Origin of the sequence: Stutzerimonas stutzeri (assembly GCF_024448985.1) — a bacterium.
Classification (GTDB): Bacteria; Pseudomonadota; Gammaproteobacteria; order Pseudomonadales; family Pseudomonadaceae; genus Stutzerimonas; species Stutzerimonas stutzeri_AP.
The window spans coordinates 253,077-270,738 of the sequence record NZ_JAMOII010000001.1 but is presented as its reverse complement, the minus strand read 5'-3'; the positions used below and the strand labels follow the sequence as shown (position 1 = coordinate 270,738).

Sequence of the window (17,662 nt, the reverse complement as noted above, 5' to 3'; positions counted from 1 at the left end):
AGAGGGAGCAGTCGGGCCGCGTATTCTAGCCTATGACGATGGGCAAGGGGCAGCTGGAAGCTGGAAGCTGGAAGCTGGAAGCGAATCAGTGTGCAGGTCGGGGCGCGCCCAAAGCCCGTCCAGCTTTTCTTCCAGCTTCCAGCTTCGGGCTTCGGGCTTCGGGCTTCCGGCTTCCGGCTGCCTTTAATGCAATATCTGGCTTAAGAACAGTTTCGTTCGCTCGTTGACTGGACTGGTAAAGAACACCTCCGGATCGGCCTGTTCGACGATCTCGCCCTTGTCCATGAAGATCACCCGATCGGCAACGGTACGGGCGAAGCCCATTTCGTGGGTCACGCAGAGCATGGTCATGCCGCTCTCGGCGAGGCCGACCATGGTATCCAGCACCTCCTTGACCATTTCCGGATCCAGCGCCGAAGTGGGTTCGTCGAACAGCATGATCTTGGGCTTCATACACAAGGCGCGGGCAATGGCGACACGCTGCTGCTGACCGCCGGAAAGCTGCCCGGGAAATTTGTCAGCCTGTTCCGGGATACGCACGCGCTCCAGGTAGTGCATGGCGATCTCCTCGGCCTCGCGGCGCGGCAGTTTGCGCACCCACATCGGTGCCAAAGTGCAGTTCTGCAGCACCGTCAGGTGCGGGAACAGATTGAAATGCTGGAAAACCATGCCCACTTCGCTGCGAATCGCCTCGATCTGCTTGAGGTCGCTGGTCAGCTCCACACCGTTGATCACGATTCGGCCTTTTTGGTGCTCTTCGAGCCGGTTGAGGCAGCGAATAGTGGTCGATTTGCCCGAGCCGGAAGGCCCGCACAGCACGATGCGCTCGCCCTGGGTGACGCTCAGGTCGATGTCCTTGAGTACATGGAACTGGCCGAACCACTTGTTCACGCCATGCATCTGGATGACCGGCTCAGCGGCCTGTTCCAGCCGAGGTGTATCGTTCATGCCTATCACTCCTTAATGTCGATGGCCCGTGTCGAGCTTGCGCTCCAGGTGCATGGAATAGCGCGACATGCCGAAACAGAAAATCCAGTAAACCAGAGCCGCAAAAACGTAACCCTCGGTGGACATGCCAAGCCAGGCAGGATCCGAAGTTGCGCGTTTGATGCTGTTGAGGAAGTCAAACAGGCCGATGATGATCACCAGGCTGGTGTCCTTGAACAGCGCAATGAAGGTGTTGACGATGCCCGGAATGACCATCTTCAGCGCCTGTGGCAGGATCACCAGGACCATGCTGCGCCAGTAGCCCAGGCCCATCGCCGCCGCCGCTTCGTATTGGCCCTTGGGTATCGCCTGCAGGCCGCCGCGTACCACTTCTGCGATGTAGGCGGCCTCGAAGAAGATCACCATCACCATGGCCCGCATCAGCTTGTCGAGGTTCATCTGCTCGGGCAGGAACAGCGGCAGCATGACCGATGACATGAACAGCACGGTAATCAGCGGCACGCCGCGCCAGAACTCGATGAAGGTGACGCACAGCACCCGGATCGCCGGCATGTCCGAGCGCCGCCCCAGCGCCAGCAGGATGCCCATCGGCAAGGCACCGGCAATGCCCACCGCGGCGATCACGATGGTCAGCATCAACCCGCCCCAGCGCGACGTCGGAACCGTTTCCAGACCGAAGAAGCCGCCGTGCAGTAGCCAGTAAGCCAGCAATGGATACAGCAGCAGATAACCGATGCCGTAGTGCACCTTGCGTGGCATCTGCCGGAAGAACAGCGGCGCCGCGCCGAGAATCGCCAGCCAGGCGGCGGCATCCACCCGCCAACGCAGCTCCGTCGGGTAGAAGCCGTACATGAACTGGCTGAAACGCGTCTGAATGAACACCCAGCAAGCACCTTCCCGGGAGCAGTCGGCGCGCGTCTCGCCGGTCCAGTCAGCCTTGATGATGGCCCAGTCGATGATCGGCGGGACGATCACCCAGATCAGATACAGGCCGACCAGCGTCATCAATGTATTGACCCAGCTGGAAAACAGATTGGCCCGTAGCCAACCGACAACGCCAATGTTGCGCGAAGGTGCTGGCAGGTCAGGCTTGAAAATATGAGTCGTCATGAGCCTGTCCTCACCGTTCGATCAGCGCGATGCGCTTGTTGTACCAGTTCATCAGTAGCGAAATGCTGATGCTGATGGCCAGGTACACGCTCATGGTGATGGCCATGGTTTCGATCGCCTGACCGGTCTGGTTGAGCACCGTGCCAGCGAACAGCGAGACCATGTCCGGGTAGCCGATGGCGGCCGCCAGCGAGGAGTTTTTCGCCAGGTTGAGGTACTGGCTGGTCAACGGCGGAATGATCACCCGCAACGCCTGCGGCACGATGACCAGCCGCAGCACACGGCTGGGTCGCAGCCCCAGCGAAGCGGCCGCTTCGGTCTGGCCATGGCTCACCGATTGAATACCGGCGCGCACGGTTTCGCCGATGAAAGCCGCCGTGTAGATCGACAGTGCCAACACGATGGACACCAGTTCGGGAATCACCACCCAGCCGCCACGAATGTTGAAGCGCTGCAGTTCCGGGATCTCCCAGAGGAACGGCCCGCCAAACACCAGTGCGCATAGCCCTGGAATCCCGATGAACAACCCGAGGCTGGTCCAGAACACCGGAAATGACTGCCCCGTGGCATGACGCCGGGCCCGCGCCCAGCGGTTGAGCAGGACGATGGCCGCCAGTGCCAGAAACATCGCGATCCAGAACGGCCAGAAGCCTTCCCCCGCGCTCGGCGAAGGCATCTGTATGCCCCGGTTGTTGACGAAGATGATGTCCCACAGGCTCAAGCTGTCGCGCGGCCCTGGCAACGGGCTGAGCACCGCGAAGTAGACGAAGAAGATCTGCAGCAGCGGCGGAATATTGCGGAAGATCTCGATATAAACAGTGGCAATCTGGCGGATCAGCCAGTTCGGCGACAATCGGCCCACTCCAAGAATGAAGCCGATGACAGTCGCCAGGATGATGCCGACCACGCTTACGAGCAGCGTATTGAGCAGACCGACCCAAAAGACCCGGCCGTATGAATCGCTTTCGCTGTAGTCGATCAGGTGTTGGGGGATGCCGAAACCGGCGGCGTTATCAAGAAATCCGAAACCGGAATTAATGCCCCGGTGGGCAAGATTGGTCTGGGTGTTGTGAAACAAAAACCAGCCGATCGCGATGACAGTAATGACGGCGATGATCTGAAACAGCCAGGCACGCGCCTGTGGATCCGTGAGCAGCGAGCCGCGCGCCGCCCCCGATTTGGCAATGGTTCGCATCAAGAAACCTCATTCGGCGCCGCCGGTACGAACGCACCGGCATCGCTCATCCTTGAAACAGGGCCGACTATCCGCCGGCCCGGCTCGATCAACGCACCGGCGGTGCGTATTGGAGGCCCCCATTGTTCCAGAGCGCATTCAGCCCGCGTTCAATCTTCAGCTCACTACCGGAGCCGATGTTGCGCTCGAACACTTCGCCGTAGTTGCCGACCTGCTTGACGATCTGCACTGCCCAGTCCTTCGGCAATTTCAGATCCTTGCCATATTCGCCTTCAGCACCCAGCAGACGCGCAACATCCGGATTCTTGGTGTTCTTCGCGGTGTCCTCGACGTTCGCCGCCGTAACGCCAAGCTCTTCGGCATTGATCATGGCGAAGAGCGACCAGCGCACGATATCGAACCACTCCTCGTCACCTTGGCGAACCGCCGGGCCGAGCGGCTCTTTGGAAATGACCTCAGGGAGCACGATGTAGTCGTCCGGCTTGGCCAACTTGATGCGCTGCGCATAGAGCTGAGACTGGTCGGAGGTGAGCACATCGCAGCGACCGGATTCCAGCGACTTGGCACTTTCATCCGAGGTGTCATAGGTGATGGGTGTGTAGTTGAGACTGTTAGCCCGGAAATAGTCGGAGAGATTTAGTTCAGTGGTGGTGCCGGCCTGGATGCACACCGTGGCGCCATCGAGCTCCTTGGCACTGGACACGCCGAGCTCCTTGTTCACCAGAAACCCCTGGCCGTCGTAGTAGGTGACACCTGTGAAATTCAGACCCATCGCCGAGTCTCGCGAACTGGTCCAGGTGGTGTTGCGCGAAAGCACGTCGACCTCACCCGATTGCAGTGCGGTGAAGCGCTCCTTGGCGGTCAGCGGGCTGTATTTCACCTTGCTCGCATCGCCAAATACCGCAGCCGCTACCGCGCGGCAAATATCCACATCGATTCCCTTGTACTCGCCCTTGGCGTCGGCATATGAAAAGCCCGGCAACCCGTCGCTGATACCGCACTGCACGAAGCCTTTGCTTTTCACCGCATCCAGGGTCGCCCCTGCCTGAGCCAAGCCGCTGGCGCCCAAAAGTGTCGCGGCACCAAGCACGGCCAGTGTGGATTTAACCCTTATCATCGAAACCTCCAGTTTGCTTTTTTATTCTGCTGGGTCGGGGTCTTCCGCCTGCATCGCAACATGCCTGCCGACGTAACGGCCGAAGGACCTGACCTGAGTCTAGCCGCCGATTGATGATCGGCAACTCCTCCCGATGCGTTCGCCTGCAAGAACGCAGACGACACCGGCGCAGATGGCGCAAGGGCCAAAGCAAGCGGCATACCAGATCGAGCGAAAGCGCATTTCCCGCTATCTTCCCGCTTCATCGCACGCGCCGGTGCAGGTAACCTCGCCGCATATTGCCGCATTCACCCTTTGCGCCTGCCCCAACTTGAGGCGGGCACCCAGACGGAGCCCAACATGAGCGACCCCTTGATCATCGAACCTGCCAACACCGCGGACTCATGCGTCATCTGGCTGCACGGTCTCGGTGCCGATCGCTACGATTTTCTACCGGTGGCCGAAGCGCTGCAGCAGCGCTTGTTGCAGACACGCTTCGTGCTGCCTCAAGCGCCAACCCAGGCGGTGACGATCAACGGCGGCTGGGCGATGCCTAGCTGGTACGACATCCTCGCCATGAGCCCGGCTCGGGCCATCAACCAAGCCCAACTCGAGCAGTCGGCGCAGGCCGTGATAGAGCTGATCGAGGCGCAGCGCGACAGTGGCATCGACCCTAGGAGAATTTTCCTGGCAGGTTTTTCCCAAGGCGGCGCGGTGGTCTATCACACCGCCTTTCTGCGCTGGGCCGGGCCGCTCGGCGGGGTTTTGGCGTTGTCGACCTACGCGCCTACCTTCAACGATGACCTGGAGCTGTCGCCATTACAGGCGAGCCTGCCGGTGCTCTGCCTGCACGGCTCGAGAGATGACGTCGTGCCGCCCGCTATGGGACGAGCCGCTTATGAATGTTTGGCGCAAAACGAGGTATCGGCCCAGTGGAAAGACTATCCAATGGCTCATGAAGTGGTGCTCGATGAGATCCGCGATATTGGCGATTGGCTCGCTGCGCGCCTCGGTTGATCAGCAAAGACAGGCGAGCGCGCAGCATAAGAAAATGTGATGCCGCGCGCCTGTCCTGATCACAAAACAAGGCTACGCTTGGGATTGGTATAACAAACTCGATGCGCCTGCCATGCAACGCACATCGCGGCCAGACGAAGCCACCCTGCCGGTCATTACAAGGCCCTTGCGATAGCCATGACGAATAAGCCATCCAGCCGGATATGGCAGCAATGAAGCTTGCCGAAAGGCGGGCCGAGATGCGGTACCTCAAACAGGCGCGCCTTCTGGAGCATGTCGACGAACCCTGCCTGCGGCTGATGCAGGAGGCTTTCGAGCCGTGCACGCTCGCCGCCGGAGACGTTCTGCTCACGCCCCTGGAGCACAATCAATATCTTTACCTGGTTCTCAGTGGCGAACTCGCCGTCCACCTCGACTCGCTCGATAGCCCACCCGTACGCGCCATCGGACCGGGCGATTGCGCCGGCGAAATCAGCTTCATGGACAATCTGCCGCCATCGGCTTACGTCGTTGCGCTCGAGTCTTCGGAACTACTGCGGCTTCATCGCCGCTCGATGCCGCTGCTGACGCGGTCGCCCCGGCTGATGCAGAACCTCGCCGAACTGCTTTGCCAGCGTGTTCGCCTGAGCGATCGTTTGATCATCAACAGTGAGCAGAATGCCAACGTCGACACCCTGACCGGTTCGTTCAACCGCCGCTGGCTGGAACACATTTATAACCGTGAGAGCACCCGCTGCGCCTTCAACGGCCAACCGCTGTCGGTCCTGATGCTCGACGTCGACCGGTTCAAGGATTACAACGATCAACACGGGCATCTGGCTGGCGACCATGCGCTTTGCCTGGTGGTCGACACGCTTGGGAAATTGCTCCGTCCGAGCGACAGCCTGGTGCGCTACGGCGGCGAGGAGTTTGTGATCCTGCTTCCCGACATGGGACTGGATGATGCACGCAACGTTGGCGAACGCCTGCGCCAGAGCCTCGACGAAATCACCTCGTTTCGCTCGCCGATCGGCACGCTGCCGGGCGTCACGATTTCTATCGGCGTCGCGCCGATGCAACCCAATGACGATTTGAAAAAGCTGATCCAAATCGCCGACCAGGCGCTTTATCAGGCCAAGGCGCAAGGACGAAACTGCGTCTGCGGCTGACGAGCGGGCAACCGCGATGGCGGCTCAGAGCAAGTCTTCGCCGTATCTGCTTCTTGCATTACACTGGCGGGCGAACCTTATAGACAGAGACGGAAACCGTGCTCAAAGCACTCAAGAAAATTTTTGGCAAAGGTCCGGCAGAGCTACCAGCCGCCCAGCCTGCCAGCGACACCTCGACACCTATCGACACTCCTCGCCCTGCGCGCCCTGAAACAACCGAGCAGTCGGTCGACGCAGCAGCAGCGCCCAAGCCTCGCCGAGAGCGCTCACGCAAACCCGCCGCACCGCCCGCCCCTGCCTGGAAACTGGAAGACTTCCAGGTCGATCCGACCGAAGGCAAAACGCGCTTTCATGACTTCAAACTCGCCCCCGAGTTGATGCACGCCATTCACGACCTGGGTTTCCCGTATTGCACGCCGATCCAGGCTCAGGTTCTGGGGTTCACGCTCAAAGGTCGCGATGCGATCGGCCGCGCCCAGACCGGCACCGGCAAAACTGCGGCCTTCCTGATTTCCACCATCACCCAGCTGTTGCAGACGCCGCCGCCCAGCGACCGCTACATGGGTGAACCGCGGGCACTGATCATTGCGCCGACTCGCGAACTGGTGGTGCAGATTGCCAACGACGCACTGAACCTGACCAAGTACACCGGCTTGAACGTGATGAGCTTTGTCGGCGGCATGGACTTCGACAAGCAACTCAAGGCGCTGGAGTCCCGCTATTGCGACATTCTGGTGGCTACGCCGGGACGTCTACTAGACTTCAACCAGCGAGGCGAAGTGCATCTGGACATGGTCGAAGTGCTGGTACTCGACGAAGCCGACCGCATGCTCGACATGGGCTTCATCCCCCAGGTTCGCCAGATTATTCGCCAGACCCCGCCCAAGAGCGAGCGTCAGACGCTGCTGTTTTCCGCGACCTTCACCGACGACGTGATGAATCTCGCCAAGCAATGGACCACCGATCCGGCAATCGTCGAGATCGAAGCGGTAAACGTGGCCAGCGACACCGTCGAGCAACACGTCTACGCCGTAGCGGGCAGCGACAAGTACAAGCTGCTCTACAACCTGATCACTCAGAACGACTGGACCCGCGTGATGGTGTTCGCCAACCGCAAGGACGAGGTACGCCGTATCGAGGAGCGCCTCACCCGTGACGGTATCAGCGCCGTGCAGATGTCCGGCGACGTGCCTCAGCACAAACGCATCCGCGCCTTGGAAGGCTTTCGCGAGGGCAAGATTCGCGTAATGGTGGCAACCGACGTGGCCGGACGCGGCATCCATGTCGACGGCATCAGCCACGTGATCAACTTCACTCTGCCGGAAGTGCCTGACGACTACGTGCACCGCATCGGCCGCACCGGTCGAGCCGGCGCCAGCGGCACCTCGATCAGCTTTGCCGGCGAGGATGACGCCTTCGCCCTGCCAGCCATCGAAGCATTGCTGGGCCGCAGCATCAGCTGTGAAATGCCACCCGCAGAGCTCCTGGCGCCCGTTCCGACCAAGCGCTGAATACTCCCGGGAAATTGAAAAGGCGAGGCCGTTGCGGCTTCGCCTTTTTTTATGCCCGCATTGCCCTATCACTGCAGTCGAGCTGACGCAAACCACTCATCAAGTCCTATAAGCACCTACAGTGAAGGAGACCCTTCACAACAGGAGCCAAGCATATGGTCGACATCGACACCATGCTGATACTAATCATCGCGAGCTTCATCCTGATGGGCGCCGGCTTCAACTTTCGCGAGCGGAGATGGGGTGTCGCGCTACTCGGGCTGGGCATCCTGTCGATGCTTTCCACCTTGTTCTACAAACTGCAGATCACCTTCGGCTGACGCTACTGCCGCCACCGCTCAGCGGCGGCTTGGTCGCTACAGCGCCCTTCGACCCAGCGCGGGCCGGACGGGGTGTCTTCCTTCTTCCAGAACGGCGCTCGAGTCTTCAGGTAATCCATGACGAAGCGGCAACCATCGAATGCCGCCTCGCGGTGTGCGCTGGTTGCGCCGACGAAGACGATCGGCTCACCTGGCTCGAGCCGTCCGACCCGGTGCAGGATCTCCAGCTTGAGCAAGGGCCATCGCGCAGCTGCCTCCTCGACGATCTTCTGCAACGCCTTTTCCGTCATTCCCGGGGCGTGCTCGAGAAACATTCCGGCGACATCATGCCCATCGTTAAAATCGCGAACATAGCCGACGAAGCTGGTTACCGCGCCGATACCGAGGTTCGCGGCGTGTAACGCATTGAGCTCGGTGCCCGGATCGAACGGGGCCTGCTGGACACGCACGCTCATATCAACCTCCGGTCACGGTGGGAAAGAATGCCACTTCGTCGCCGTCGGCCAGCGGCTCGTCGAGTCCGCATAGTTCCTGATTGCGCGCGCACATCAGCCCCGCCTCGCTCAGCACCGTCCATTCGTTACCGCGCGCCAGCAATTGCTGCCTGAGGTCGTCCATCTGCTGCAGAGATGCGCTCCACTCCAGTTGCTCGGCATCGAGCCCAAGGGTTTCGCGATAGCGAGCGAAATATTGCACTTGAATCATGTCGGCACCTGCCAATGTCCGCTTTTCCCGCCCAGCTTCTCCAACAGCCGCACCCCTTCCACGACCATGCCCTTGTCGACGGCTTTGCACATGTCATAGATAGTCAACGCGGCAATGCTCGCCGCAGTCAGCGCTTCCATTTCCACACCAGTCTGGCCGGCCAGCTTGCAACGCGCCTGAATGCGCACGCAGTCGTCCCCCTCAGGCTGCAAATCGACCTTGATGCTGGTCAGCAGCAAGGGATGGCAGAGCGGAATTAGTTCATGGGTCTTCTTTGCCGCCTGGATGCCAGCAATACGGGCGACTGCGAATACGTCACCCTTGGGATGCCCGCCCTGCTGAATCATCTGCAGAGTTTCGGGAAGCATGCGGACCTTCGCCTCCGCCACCGCCTCACGCGCCGTAACGGCCTTGGCAGTAACGTCGACCATGTTGGCCCGCCCCTGGGAATCGAGATGGGTAAGCATGAGAACCTGCTGGGAAATATAAGGGCGACCAGTTTAGCTCAGCTGGAAGCTGGAAGCTGGAAGCTGGAAGCTGGAAGCCAGCGTGCAGCCTCTCACGCTGACTGCTGCTTTTTTCAGCTCATGACTTCAAGCTTCCAGCTGCTTCCTACATATGTGCCTCGGCGTACTCGGCGAGTACCGAGCGAGGAACGCCCTGCAACGTAACGTGCATACCGTGCGGGAAATCCTTGAAACGCTCCGTGAGATAGGTCAGCCCCGAACTGGTAGCAGACAAATAGGGGGTGTCGATCTGTGCCAAATTGCCCAGGCACACCACCTTCGAACCGCTGCCCGCCCTCGTGATGATGGTCTTCATCTGGTGCGGCGTGAGGTTCTGACATTCGTCTATGAGGATCAGGCTCTGCTGAAAGCTGCGCCCACGTATGTAGTTGAGCGATTTGAACTGCAGCGGCACCTTTTGCAGGATGTAATCCACGCTGCCGTGGGTGTTCTCGTCATCCATGTGCAGCGCTTCGAGGTTGTCGGTGATCGCGCCGAGCCAGGGCTCCATCTTTTCCGCCTCGGTGCCCGGCAGGAAGCCAATGTCCTCATCCAGGCCCTGTACGCTGCGCGTCGCGATGATTCGGCGGTAACGTTTGTTGGCCACGGTCTGCTCGATGGCCGCAGCCAGCGCCAGGATGGTCTTGCCGGAGCCGGCGGCACCCGACAGATTGACCAGGTGGATATCCGGATCGAGCAAAGCAAACAATGCCAGCGCCTGGTGGATATCGCGCGGACGAAGCCCCCAGGCCTCCTGATGCATCAACGGCTCCTGATGCATGTCGAGCAGGAGTAGCTCGTCGGCCTTGATGCCCTTGATCCAGCCGACGAAGCCCTGCTCGTCAAGGATGAACTCGTTGATGTGCACGGCCGGCAAGTTGTCGAGCATCTGAACGCGGTGCCAGGTTCGTCCATGTCCCTGATGGGTCTCGACCTTGCTGACGCGATCCCAGAACGATCCGCTCAGGCTGTGATAACCGCGCGACAGCTGGCCTACGTCGTCCACCAGCTTGTCGGTGTGGTAATCCTCGGCGGCCACGCCACACGCCCTGGCCTTCAAACGCATGTTGATGTCGTTGGTGACCAGCACCACCGGAACGCCCGCGCGGCGGCGCTGCAGGTCCACGACCTGATTGATGATCTTGTTGTCGTTGAGGTCTTCCGGTAGCGCGCTGGAGTCGGCGCCTTTACTCATCAGAATCGACAGGCTGCCGCAGGGCCCGCTCTTCTCGCGCTGAATCGGCACGCCAAGTTCGACCTCCTCGGGCGTCGCGTTGCCAAGTACTTTGTCGATCAGGCGGATCGCCTGACGGCACTCCGCCGCCACCGTGTGCTTGCCGGTCTTGAGCTTGTCCAGCTCTTCCAGAACCGTCATCGGAATGGCGACCTGGTGTTCCTGGAAATTCAATATCGCGTTGGGGTCGTGAATCAGAACGTTGGTATCGAGAACGTAAAGGGTGGGCTGAGTAGCACGTGGTCTGCCGTAGTCATCCATACACGATCACCTTTTCGGAGCCGGACGACGGAGGGCCGAATGCTCTCCGCCGCAGAAAAACCACCGTGCGCAAGGTGAGCGGACTTGGGAGGCAGGGGCTTGGGGCCACCCAGAGGCCGCCACCTGTGAGAGCAGGTTTCGGCGGTCTTGATGTCGTAATACCGCAAAACTGATGACAGGAAAAAGTCTTTTTCCATTCGCCGACGTTTTTTTAGCTAAACGGCAAATTACGCTTGGCGGGCCTTCGGAGGCTGACTAGGCTCAATAATCAACCCGGACATTTTGCCGCACCTATTCACTTCCGCTGTCACGTGGACCAGCTCCGGGAAGTCCGACAGTTCGGCTTTGTAGCTATCCGCCGAATACGCCTGATGGGTAACGAGCGTGACGACGCAGCTGTAGTGCGCACGGCCGACCCGCCATAGATGCAGGTCGGTCACCTCGGTATCGGGCACCGACTCCAAACGCTTCTGCACACGCTGCACCAGCGGATCATCCATCTCTCGATCCAAGAGCGCCTTGCCGGTTTCGCGCAACAGCCCCTTGGCCCAGACCAGAATGACCGCCGCCCCGATGATGCCCATCAGCGGGTCCAGCCAGTTCCAGCCGAAGTACTTGCCGCCCAACAGAGCGATGATCGCAGCGACCGACGTCAGCCCGTCGGTCAACACGTGAACGAAGGCCGCGTGGCGATTGAGATCCCGCCCTGGCGCCGCCTCATGGCCGTGGCCGTGGCCGTGGCCGTGGCCGTGGCCGTGGCCGTGGCCGTGGTGATCATGCTGCTCGCGCAACAACCAGGCCGACAGCAGGTTCACAGCCAGCCCGATGAACGCCACCCACAGCGCCTCGTCGAAACCGATCTGCGCTGGCGACCAGAAGCGCGACAGCGACTCGACGATCATCATCAGCGCCACCACGACCAGCAGCACCGCACTCGCGAATCCCGCAAGAACCTCGATTTTCCAGGTCCCGAACGAAGCGCCGATCATTGGCGTAGCGGCGCGCCAGCAGGTAAGCGATCGCCGCCATACCGATGGCCACCATGTGGGACGCCATATGCCAGCCATCGGCGAGCAGCGCCATGGAATTGAACAGGTAGCCAGCGGCGATCTCCGCCGCCATGGTCAATCCGGTCAGTATTACGACCGCCCAGGTCTGCCGCTCGGCTCCCTGTTCGAGCGGGCGGTAATCGTGGGATGGCTTCCAATGTGAATGATTGCAGTCGGTCATAAAGCGCTCCTGAATCCAGCATGCCGAGCTTGCCCCCTTCCCACACGGCAAGGTCAAGCTTTTGGTTAATCGAGTCCATAGGTGGAGCAACGGCACCGATAAAGCCTAGAATCGGCCCCCTTCAAAGGAGACCGATGCATGCTGATGGTGATATCGCCGGCCAAGACCCTGGATTACGACTCCCCACCGACGACCGAACGTTTCACTCAACCCGAGCACCTCGACCACGCCCAGCAGTTGATCGAACGGTTGCGCGAACTGTCGCCGCAACAAGTCGGCGAACTGATGCACCTCTCTGACAAGCTCGCCGCCCTGAACGTTGCCCGCTACGGCAGTTGGACGCCCGAGTTCACGCCGGCCAACGCCAAGCAAGCGCTTCTTGCGTTCAAAGGCGATGTCTATACCGGACTGAATGCAAGCGACTTTTCCGAAGCGGACTTCGACTTCGCGCAGAAACATCTGCGGATGCTGTCCGGTCTCTATGGCATCCTGCGCCCACTCGACCTGATGCAGCCCTACCGACTGGAGATGGGCACCAAATTGGTCAACAGCCGAGGCAAGGATCTGTATGCCTTCTGGGGCGAGCGCATCAGCAACTGGCTAAACGACGCATTGGCGGCACAAGGGGATAATGTCCTGCTCAACTTGGCTTCGAATGAGTATTTCGGCGCAGTCAAACGCAAGGCCTTGGATGCCCGCGTCATCGATGTCGAATTCAAGGACATGAAGAACGGCCAGTACAAGATCATCAGTTTCTACGCTAAGAAAGCGCGCGGCTTGATGAGCCGCTATGTGATCAAAGAGCGAATCGAGCAGCCCGAGCAACTGAAGGACTTCGCTTACGATGGTTATCGTTACAGTCCCTCTGACTCATCCAGCGACCATTTAGTGTTCTTGCGCGACGTGCAGTCCTGAACCGCCTTCCCTCGCGGCGGACGAACGCCGCGGGGGTCCTTCCGCTCCATCTCCCCCTGCCATTCATCGTTGATCACTACGCCGCCTGGTGTCCGCCGCCGTCTAGTTCGCGGTCTAGCGAGCTATATTCGTCAACTTGAAAAAACTCCCCGATCAGCGGCAGCTACTCAGGGAACTATCCGAAGGCACCGGCAATCATAAGCGCGTACCGGCATTTCCAGATGGAAAGGGACGTCGCACATGAACGTGCAGTGGATTTCAAAACAGAGCTTAACGGATCAGCCAGAGTGGCCCTCTACAGTCGTTGCATATGATCCGCTGAGATCAGACCGAAGCAAGACAGGGACTCACCGCCATTTGCCTCACGCGCCACAATCAGCGGGGCGGAGCGCAGCCGAAAACAGTTCACATCTGCCCGTATCGGATTGGAGGGCTTGCGGCCACCCATTTCGGAGCGGTGATCAGCACCGCAGCACCAAGAGCGTCTGCGGTCCAGACAAAACCACATATTCCATGCTCGGACCACGCAGTGGCTCCGAAGGCAGTTTCATTGCTGGAAAAAAGAGCCTGGCGGTGAGCCGCAGCTGAAGGCCAACCAGAAGCGTAGGACGCGCACGAATCCGTGCAGCCAAATGGACAAGAAGAACTCCCCTTCTCAACGATTCAGGAGAAACAACATGATTCCGGTCATCCTCTCAGGCGGTAGCGGTTCCCGGCTCTGGCCTCTTTCGCGCAAAGCTTTCCCGAAGCAGTTTCTCGCCCTCACGGCTGAGCAGACGCTGTTCCAGCAAACCATCGAGCGGCTCGCTTTCGAAGGCATGCAGCCGCCTCTGCTGGTTTGCAACCAGGAGCACCGCTTTATCGTCAAGGAGCAACTGGCCGCACGCAAGCTGAGCATTCAGGGCCTTATGCTCGAGCCTTTCGGCCGAAATACCGCACCGGCAATCGCCATCGCGGCGATGAAGCTGATTGAAGAAGGCCGCGATGAACTCTTGCTGGTTCTGCCAGCGGATCATGTGATCGAAGACCACAAGGCATTCCAGCGCTCGCTGGCGCTTGCCACGAACGCGGCGGAAAACGGTGAGATGGTGCTGTTCGGCATCCCCGCGACTAGCCCAGAGACCGGTTATGGCTACATCAAGTGTGATCACAACGAGCGCAATGGCTTGCCGGAAGGCGTCAACCGCGTCACCAACTTCGTCGAGAAACCTGACGAAGCGCGTGCCCAGCAATATGTCGAGTCGGGTAATTACTATTGGAACAGCGGCATGTTCCTGTTCCGCGCCAGCGTATTCCTGGAAGAACTAAAAAAACATGACCCGGACATCTACGACACCTGCTGGGCCGCACTAGAGCGCAGCGCTAAAAATGGTAATGAAGTCCTGATCGATCCGGAGACCTTCGCCTGCTGTCCAGACAATTCGATCGACTACGCAGTGATGGAAAAGACCGAACTGGCCTGCGTTGTGCCCATGTCGGCAGGCTGGAGCGATGTTGGCTCCTGGTCATCGCTGTGGGACGTGCTGGAAAAGGACGAGAACGGCAACGTGACCAGAGGCGACGTGATCGTCGAAGACAGTCGCAACTGCCTCGTTCACGGCAATGGCAAACTGGTAACCGTGGTCGGCCTGGACAATATCGTAGTGGTCGAAACCAAGGACGCGACGATGATCGCGCATAAGGACAAGGTTCAGGACGTCAAGAAGCTGGTGAACAAGCTCGATGACATGAAGCGCTCCGAAACGGTGAACCATTGCGCGGTGTATCGCCCTTGGGGCTGGTATGACTCGGTCGATATGGGCGGTCGCTTCCAAGTCAAGCGGATATGCGTCAATCCGGGCGCGCAGTTGTCCCTGCAAATGCACCATCACCGCGCTGAGCACTGGATCGTCGTATCCGGCACCGCCCAGGTGACCTGCAATGACAAGACCTTCCTGCTGACCGAGAACCAGTCGACCTATATCCCGGTGACTTCCATTCACCGGCTGGCCAACCCCGGCAAGATTCCGCTGGAGATCATCGAAGTTCAGTCGGGCAGCTATCTCGGTGAAGATGACATCGAACGGCTGGACGACGTATACGGTCGCGCCCGTGATGATGTAGCAAGCCATTCGGCCCGCTGAACCACGCTGCACCAAAAGCCGCGCCAGCTTCAGGCGCGGCTTTGTTGTATCTGAACGAAGTGCAGCTCTATTTGATTAATGCTCAGTTCAGGCGGAACATAGCGCTGGTGCATAAGCTGAGAACACATTCGAATCACCGAGCGTTACGCTATCAATCTGTTAGCCCAGCGCCTTGCGATAACTTTCGCATACACTTGTTCATTGCCCCAAGCTTGCAAAGCAGCCGGCCAGCCCATTAAATAAAGCCATCGCCAGACTTATCTGCCCATGCCGCTATCGGCATTCGGTTGGTGCATCGGCGCGGAACTATAGGAAGGAAAGATAAAGAGTGACCAAAGACGAATTACGCGCCGAACTGGAACGGCAGGCCAAACGCTTCCAGACCGTATATGGGGGCGAAGTAACCACCTACGCCGCGCAGCCCGACCCCGAGCGCAAGCCTTGGCGGAAAAAGCAGACAGTTCACGATCAGGTGTTCCAGAAAGAATTGGAAAAAATAGAAAAAGAACTATCGCAAAAGGTATCCGAGACCGAATAAAGCTCTTCGGAGCTCAACCCGATTGCTACTCAAAGCGACCCGAGCCGGACCACCCTTCTTTGTTTTTCCGGTCAGCGCTTCCCACCGAGCAACGAGCCCATCAACCCCCTTGCCAATTGCCGTCCTAATTGCGACGCCGCTTGGCGCATGGCGCTCTTGAACATTCGCTCGGCAAGATCACCGAAAGCGTCACCTGTTTCATTCTTTGATGCCGGGGCGTTCTTCTGTGGCTCGATCTTGCTTGCCTGCCCTGCCCGCTCGCGTAGGATTTCATAGGCGGACTCCCGATCGATTGCCTTGTTGTAGCGTGTGCGTAACGGTGAGCTGGCAATCAGCGCACGCCTTTCCGCTTCGTCGAGCGGCCCTACCCTCGACTCTGGAGGTGCGATAGCCACGCGCTGGACCATGGCCGGCGTGCCATTGTCTTCGAGCCCACCCACCAGCGCCTCACCGATTCCGAGATCGACCAGCGAGTCCAGCGTGGAAAACGCCGGATTGGCTCGGAAACCCTCGGCTACCGCACGCAAAGCTTTCTGTTCCTTTACCGTGTAGGCCCGCAACCCATGCTGGATACGTAGACCCAGCTGCGCCAAAACATCATCTGGCAGATCCGCCGGCGACTGGGTAACGAAATAGACGCCCACACCTTTGGAGCGAATCAGCCGAACGACCTGAACCAATCTGTCCTGCAGCGCTTTCGGGGTGTCATTGAACAGCAGGTGCGCCTCATCGAAGAACAACGCCAGCAGCGGACGGTCCGCATCGCCGCGCTCGGGCAATTGCTCGAACAGCTCGGCCAATAACCACAGCAGGAAGGTCGCGTATATCTTGGGCGCCTGATGCACTAACCGGCTGGCATCCAGCAGATGAATCCTGCCGCGCCCATCGTGCGCAGGCTGAAGAATATCTTCCAGCGCCAGCGCCGGCTCACCGAACAACGCTTCGGCGCCCTGCTGCTCCAGGCCCGCCAGCCGCCGCAGCAGCGCTTGAGATGAAGCTTGGGTCAGCAGCGCCGCATCCTCACCCAATACCTCGGGTTGCGCCTTGAGATGGCCGAGCAGTGCCTTGAGGTCCTTCAGATCCAGAAGCAACAGGCCTTCCCGATCAGCCACCTTGAACGCTGCGTAGAGCGCGGCCTGCTGGCTATCGGTCAACTCGAGCAAGCTGCCCAGCAGCACCGGGCCCATCTCGGTAAGCGTGGTACGTAGCGGATGTCCGCTCAGGCCATACACGTCCCAGAGCGTCACAGGATAGGCCTGCGGTTGGTGAGCGAGCCAAGGCATGTCGGCGATGCGCTCGGCAATCTTTCCCTGGGGCGCTCCAACCGCGCCCAGCCCGCACAGATCGCCCTTGATATCCGCCGCGAACACGGAGATTCCCGCATTACTGAATTGCTCGGCGAGTCGCTGCAGGGTCACCGTCTTGCCAGTCCCCGTCGCGCCGGCTACAAGCCCATGACGATTGATCAGCCGAAGCGGATGGGTATCGGCCTCACCGGTGGCATCCACACCCAGCACGACGCAATCGTTATGTTTCATCTGACCGTCTCCAGAACGGAAAACCGTGGATGGCCGAGCAACGCCAGCCGGGCGTCACACCCATTATTCAGCCGCTGGCGGCGTCGCAGAGGCGGCGACCTCAGCAGCAGTTCGCTGCTTCCACAACGCTTCGGCGCCTGGAAAGTCGGTTCCGAGTTCAGGGCCGAGATGCTCCGGATCGTAGCGCTGCGTACAACCACTTCCAATGATCGGCGGCGCGCTAGCACCGCCCTTTGCCAATGGATCAGTCATGCATCCTCCCGTACC

At 59.7% G+C, this 17,662-nt stretch carries 17 protein-coding genes and 1 pseudogene; 7 read left to right on the top strand and 11 right to left on the bottom strand.

Going from position 1 to position 17,662, the window contains the following annotated elements; translation table 11 throughout:
- Nucleotides 1-183: 183 nt before the first annotated feature.
- The 4 genes from NA647_RS01285 to NA647_RS01270 form a co-directional block, all read right to left on the bottom strand.
- On the bottom strand, nucleotides 184-948 hold the full coding sequence (locus NA647_RS01285; protein ID WP_256056057.1) for an amino acid ABC transporter ATP-binding protein: 765 nt from the start codon (nucleotides 946-948) through the stop codon (nucleotides 184-186).
- A gap of 12 nt (nucleotides 949-960) precedes the next feature.
- Nucleotides 961-2,058, bottom strand: coding sequence for an amino acid ABC transporter permease (locus tag NA647_RS01280; protein WP_256056055.1), 1,098 nt, complete (start codon nucleotides 2,056-2,058; stop codon nucleotides 961-963).
- 10 nt (nucleotides 2,059-2,068) lie between these two features.
- On the bottom strand, nucleotides 2,069-3,253 hold the full coding sequence (locus tag NA647_RS01275) for an amino acid ABC transporter permease (protein ID WP_256056054.1): 1,185 nt from the start codon (nucleotides 3,251-3,253) through the stop codon (nucleotides 2,069-2,071).
- A gap of 88 nt (nucleotides 3,254-3,341) precedes the next feature.
- The gene (locus NA647_RS01270; protein WP_256056053.1) at nucleotides 3,342-4,370 is read right to left on the bottom strand and encodes an amino acid ABC transporter substrate-binding protein; all 1,029 of its coding nucleotides are present in this window, start codon (nucleotides 4,368-4,370) and stop codon (nucleotides 3,342-3,344) included.
- A gap of 339 nt (nucleotides 4,371-4,709) precedes the next feature.
- Here NA647_RS01270 and NA647_RS01265 point away from each other — a divergent pair, with 339 nt between their 5' ends.
- From NA647_RS01265 to NA647_RS01250, 4 genes are all read left to right on the top strand, one after another.
- Entirely contained in the window at nucleotides 4,710-5,366 is a 657-nt protein-coding gene (locus tag NA647_RS01265) for an alpha/beta hydrolase (RefSeq protein ID WP_256056052.1), read from the top strand.
- A gap of 212 nt (nucleotides 5,367-5,578) precedes the next feature.
- The gene (locus tag NA647_RS01260) at nucleotides 5,579-6,514 is read left to right on the top strand and encodes a GGDEF domain-containing protein (RefSeq protein WP_256056051.1); all 936 of its coding nucleotides are present in this window, start codon (nucleotides 5,579-5,581) and stop codon (nucleotides 6,512-6,514) included.
- A gap of 98 nt (nucleotides 6,515-6,612) precedes the next feature.
- Nucleotides 6,613-8,025, top strand: coding sequence for an ATP-dependent RNA helicase RhlB (rhlB, locus tag NA647_RS01255; protein ID WP_256056050.1), 1,413 nt, complete (start codon nucleotides 6,613-6,615; stop codon nucleotides 8,023-8,025).
- A 155-nt stretch (nucleotides 8,026-8,180) separates the two neighbouring features.
- Nucleotides 8,181-8,345 (top strand): hypothetical protein, encoded by a 165-nt coding sequence (locus tag NA647_RS01250; RefSeq protein ID WP_256056049.1) that lies wholly within the window; start codon nucleotides 8,181-8,183, stop codon nucleotides 8,343-8,345.
- A gap of 2 nt (nucleotides 8,346-8,347) precedes the next feature.
- Here NA647_RS01250 and moaE read toward each other — a convergent pair whose 3' ends face one another.
- The 5 genes and pseudogenes from moaE to dmeF form a co-directional block, all read right to left on the bottom strand.
- A complete protein-coding gene (gene moaE / locus NA647_RS01245; RefSeq protein WP_256056048.1) occupies nucleotides 8,348-8,800 on the bottom strand; it encodes a molybdopterin synthase catalytic subunit MoaE in 453 nt (150 codons plus the stop codon).
- A 1-nt stretch (nucleotide 8,801) separates the two neighbouring features.
- The gene (locus NA647_RS01240) at nucleotides 8,802-9,050 is read right to left on the bottom strand and encodes a MoaD/ThiS family protein (RefSeq protein WP_256056047.1); all 249 of its coding nucleotides are present in this window, start codon (nucleotides 9,048-9,050) and stop codon (nucleotides 8,802-8,804) included.
- Nucleotides 9,047-9,517 carry a cyclic pyranopterin monophosphate synthase MoaC gene (moaC, locus tag NA647_RS01235; RefSeq protein ID WP_256056046.1) on the bottom strand — a complete coding sequence of 157 codons (471 nt, stop codon included), beginning with the start codon at nucleotides 9,515-9,517 and terminating at the stop codon, nucleotides 9,047-9,049. The genes NA647_RS01240 and moaC overlap by 4 nt, the downstream gene beginning before the upstream one ends.
- Before the next feature lie 145 nt (nucleotides 9,518-9,662).
- A complete protein-coding gene (locus NA647_RS01230) occupies nucleotides 9,663-11,051 on the bottom strand; it encodes a PhoH family protein (protein ID WP_256056045.1) in 1,389 nt (462 codons plus the stop codon).
- Between the two features lie 227 nt (nucleotides 11,052-11,278).
- Nucleotides 11,279-12,281: pseudogene (dmeF, locus tag NA647_RS01225) on the bottom strand (CDF family Co(II)/Ni(II) efflux transporter DmeF).
- Between the two features lie 138 nt (nucleotides 12,282-12,419).
- Here dmeF and yaaA point away from each other — a divergent pair.
- From yaaA to NA647_RS01210, 3 genes are all read left to right on the top strand, one after another.
- Nucleotides 12,420-13,196: a peroxide stress protein YaaA gene (gene yaaA, locus NA647_RS01220; RefSeq protein ID WP_256056044.1), complete on the top strand. Its 777-nt coding sequence runs from the start codon at nucleotides 12,420-12,422 to the stop codon at nucleotides 13,194-13,196.
- A gap of 677 nt (nucleotides 13,197-13,873) precedes the next feature.
- Nucleotides 13,874-15,319: a mannose-1-phosphate guanylyltransferase/mannose-6-phosphate isomerase gene (locus NA647_RS01215; protein ID WP_256056043.1), complete on the top strand. Its 1,446-nt coding sequence runs from the start codon at nucleotides 13,874-13,876 to the stop codon at nucleotides 15,317-15,319.
- Nucleotides 15,320-15,647: 328 nt separating this feature from the next.
- Nucleotides 15,648-15,857, top strand: coding sequence for a hypothetical protein (locus NA647_RS01210; protein WP_256049625.1), 210 nt, complete (start codon nucleotides 15,648-15,650; stop codon nucleotides 15,855-15,857).
- Between the two features lie 71 nt (nucleotides 15,858-15,928).
- Here NA647_RS01210 and NA647_RS01205 read toward each other — a convergent pair whose 3' ends face one another.
- Together NA647_RS01205 and NA647_RS01200 are read right to left on the bottom strand one after the other, a co-directional pair.
- Nucleotides 15,929-17,395: a helicase HerA-like domain-containing protein gene (locus NA647_RS01205; RefSeq protein ID WP_256056042.1), complete on the bottom strand. Its 1,467-nt coding sequence runs from the start codon at nucleotides 17,393-17,395 to the stop codon at nucleotides 15,929-15,931.
- Nucleotides 17,396-17,458: 63 nt separating this feature from the next.
- Nucleotides 17,459-17,647: a hypothetical protein gene (locus tag NA647_RS01200; RefSeq protein WP_256056041.1), complete on the bottom strand. Its 189-nt coding sequence runs from the start codon at nucleotides 17,645-17,647 to the stop codon at nucleotides 17,459-17,461.
- Between the last annotated feature and the right edge of the window lie 15 nt (nucleotides 17,648-17,662).

What these genes read in the sequence shown, in the direction of transcription:
- NA647_RS01285 (WP_256056057.1), bottom strand. Translation starts at nt 948, where the DNA reads ATGAACGATACACCTCGGCTGGAACAGGCCGCTGAGCCGGTCATCCAG.
- NA647_RS01280 (WP_256056055.1), bottom strand. Translation starts at nt 2,058, where the DNA reads ATGACGACTCATATTTTCAAGCCTGACCTGCCAGCACCTTCGCGCAAC.
- NA647_RS01275 (WP_256056054.1), bottom strand. Translation starts at nt 3,253, where the DNA reads ATGCGAACCATTGCCAAATCGGGGGCGGCGCGCGGCTCGCTGCTCACG.
- NA647_RS01270 (WP_256056053.1), bottom strand. Translation starts at nt 4,370, where the DNA reads ATGATAAGGGTTAAATCCACACTGGCCGTGCTTGGTGCCGCGACACTT.
- NA647_RS01265 (WP_256056052.1), top strand. Translation starts at nt 4,710, where the DNA reads ATGAGCGACCCCTTGATCATCGAACCTGCCAACACCGCGGACTCATGC.
- NA647_RS01260 (WP_256056051.1), top strand. Translation starts at nt 5,579, where the DNA reads ATGAAGCTTGCCGAAAGGCGGGCCGAGATGCGGTACCTCAAACAGGCG.
- NA647_RS01250 (WP_256056049.1), top strand. Translation starts at nt 8,181, where the DNA reads ATGGTCGACATCGACACCATGCTGATACTAATCATCGCGAGCTTCATC.
- moaE (WP_256056048.1), bottom strand. Translation starts at nt 8,800, where the DNA reads ATGAGCGTGCGTGTCCAGCAGGCCCCGTTCGATCCGGGCACCGAGCTC.
- NA647_RS01240 (WP_256056047.1), bottom strand. Translation starts at nt 9,050, where the DNA reads ATGATTCAAGTGCAATATTTCGCTCGCTATCGCGAAACCCTTGGGCTC.
- moaC (WP_256056046.1), bottom strand. Translation starts at nt 9,517, where the DNA reads ATGCTTACCCATCTCGATTCCCAGGGGCGGGCCAACATGGTCGACGTT.
- NA647_RS01230 (WP_256056045.1), bottom strand. Translation starts at nt 11,051, where the DNA reads ATGGATGACTACGGCAGACCACGTGCTACTCAGCCCACCCTTTACGTT.
- yaaA (WP_256056044.1), top strand. Translation starts at nt 12,420, where the DNA reads ATGCTGATGGTGATATCGCCGGCCAAGACCCTGGATTACGACTCCCCA.
- NA647_RS01215 (WP_256056043.1), top strand. Translation starts at nt 13,874, where the DNA reads ATGATTCCGGTCATCCTCTCAGGCGGTAGCGGTTCCCGGCTCTGGCCT.
- NA647_RS01205 (WP_256056042.1), bottom strand. Translation starts at nt 17,395, where the DNA reads ATGAAACATAACGATTGCGTCGTGCTGGGTGTGGATGCCACCGGTGAG.
- NA647_RS01200 (WP_256056041.1), bottom strand. Translation starts at nt 17,647, where the DNA reads ATGACTGATCCATTGGCAAAGGGCGGTGCTAGCGCGCCGCCGATCATT.